Raw genomic sequence first — 2,564 nt, forward strand, 5'->3', positions numbered from 1 at the left:
GCATTGAATGCCCGTTGGATGGGTATCACGTTCGCTGTATTGATTTCGCTTACATTTGGGCTTGCTTTCAACTCTGTACAAGCCAACACGATCACAAGTGCGTTCAATGAATCGTTTGGGATCGATAAGTGGGTTACGGCAATCATCCTTGCTCTTGTTACGGCTGTCATCATTTTTGGAGGCATTAAAATGATTGCAAAAGTATCTGAGGTCATCGTACCGATTATGGCAGGAGCATATGTGATAGTAGCATTGATTATCATTATCATGAATATTACCGAGTTACCGGGTGTTTTTGTTTTAATCTTTGAAAGTGCTTTTGATGGATTAAGGGAAGTTGCTAGTGGAGCATTAGGCGCTGCCATGATGCAAGGAATCAAGAGAGGTCTATTTTCTAATGAAGCCGGGATGGGTAGTGCACCTAATGCAGGTGCGACAGCAGATGTCAGTCATCCGGTAAAACAAGGGCTTATTCAGTCACTTGGTGTATTTGTGGATACGCTTGTCATTTGTAGTTCGACCGCCTTCATCATTTTGTTCTCAGGCCTGTATACATCGAAGGAAACAGATGGTATAGTCCTTACCCAAAATGCACTTGGTACGGCATTAGGATCTTGGGCGGGCATTTTCCTTGCCATTATCGTACTGTTATTCGCCTTTAGTTCCATAGTCGGTAACTACTATTATGGAGAGTCGAACATTGGCTTTATTAATGAAAATAAAGTTTGGTTAAACTTATATCGTATCGCAGTCGTAGGGATGGTGATTTTCGGTTCGCTTGCTTCACTCAAGTTTGTATGGGGACTAGCTGACTTGCTGATGGGGTTAATGGCCATTATCAACTTAATCGCCATAGCCTTACTTGGAAAAATTGCATTTGCTGCACTAGCCGATTATCAAAAACAAAAGAAGAGTGGAAAAAACCCAGTTTTCCATGTAAACAATATTAAAGGTTTGAAGAATGTGGAATGTTGGGGTGATCCATCCGATAATGTGGATGAGAGTAAGAGCAATCGAAAGTTAAAAATAAATTAAGGCCCTTCAGCTTGTAGACAAAGTCCCTTTTTTTAGGGACAAGTCTATAAGCTTTTTTTTGTATAGGCGATGTTAAATCTAAATCTTGATAGGTATACATTAAGAAAGGGAACTCTTGATACATATTAAATTCCCTTTTTAATTCAACTATCGCTACCCTTTACTTGATTAAGGATTACTCTAAAATCAACGTTATATTTTTATTATCAAGGATAATTTCTTCTACCCAATTAAATATAGTTGAACCAATGTTCATTTTTGCATCCCTTATTTCTTTAATTACTTTTTCTTCATTACTTGGATGGCAATTTTTCAACATCTCATTCAGTATGGTTATTGTTTCTCCGTACCCTAAATCGATTTTAGATTTGACAGAATTTCTCCAAAAAATTGTATATTCTTCTTCAACTTCTATATCACCGAAACCACCAAACAAAATATCATTAAATGCATCGAGACTTCCATTCCACTTGTATTTTCCAGAGAGAACTACATTCGAAAACTCGTTACAGAGTCCATTAAAGTCCGAAAAATTTTCACCATCTATGACAAAAACTTTGTTAAATTTAATCACCTCTAATACATCATTTTCGTTATTTTAATTAAATCGCCTTCTTCAACTCAATACTTCTTTAGTGAAATAAGAATTAACTTGTCAAACTGAATTTTGACATAGGACGTAACATCTATATATATTTTAAGCGAACTTCAAGGTTTAGAGATAGGAAAAAAATTATTAAAAAGACTCCTTCCTGAATTTAAGAGRTTAGACTTCAATTCAGCTAGTGTTAAAGGGTTAGAGAAAAATAGTTCTTGCCACTTCTATGAGGCAATGGGAGCTAAAATAGTGGATAGCATGTTAACTAACATTGCAGATGATAACTTAAATTATTCGTTTATAGGTGGGAGGATATCAGCATATAAAAAGCATATGTTCTTTCTTATTCCACTATCGGGGCAGAAGAGTTGAATAAGGAAGTGGATACGTTGAGACAATATTGTAATAAGAAAAAGGCAAACTATCTTTAATATGGGCTGGATGGTATATAATACCGATAGTACAAAACGTTATTAAACTCATGTAAGCATACTTATACTGGCTTATGAAGTGATAATTATAGGGGGATAATATGGAACTTTCTTTATTATTAGAGTATGGCTGGGTATTAATTATTTTGATTTTTTTAGAAGGTTTATTATCTGCAGATAATGCTTTAGTTTTAGCTATTATGTCAAAACATTTACCAGAAGAACTGCAAAAAAAAGCGATTAATATTGGGTTGCTATTAGCTTTTATATTTAGGATTGGTGCAATCTTTATTATTTCGTACCTTTTCCACGTTTGGCAAGTGCAAGCAATTGGGGCTGCTTATTTAATTTTCATCGCTTTAAAACATTTACTAAAAAAGGACCACGGAGAAAAAGAGAAAAAAGGGAAAAGCTATCGTATGACTATTGTGCAAATTGCATTAGCTGATATCGCCTTCGCTGTTGATTCTATTTTAGCAGCGGTAGCTCTTGTCATTGCC

Annotated in this window: 3 protein-coding genes; 2 read left to right on the forward strand and 1 reads right to left on the reverse strand. The window is 35.3% G+C overall.

The window, feature by feature from the left end:
• Positions 1 to 1,035 (forward strand): alanine/glycine:cation symporter family protein (locus tag AC1DUW_RS25605; protein WP_477643802.1); only part of this gene is annotated, 1,035 nt, incomplete at its 5' end.
• 175 nt (positions 1,036 to 1,210) lie between these two features.
• Here AC1DUW_RS25605 and AC1DUW_RS25610 read toward each other — a convergent pair.
• Positions 1,211 to 1,609, reverse strand: a complete 399-nt coding sequence (locus tag AC1DUW_RS25610) for a barstar family protein (protein ID WP_053345835.1) — start codon at positions 1,607 to 1,609, stop codon at positions 1,211 to 1,213.
• A 556-nt stretch (positions 1,610 to 2,165) separates the two neighbouring features.
• Between AC1DUW_RS25610 and AC1DUW_RS25615 the strand changes: the two genes are divergently transcribed.
• Positions 2,166 to 2,564 (forward strand): TerC family protein (locus AC1DUW_RS25615; protein ID WP_477643803.1); only part of this gene is annotated, 399 nt, incomplete at its 3' end.

It is taken from the genome of Peribacillus sp. P4_C12 (assembly GCF_056402095.1).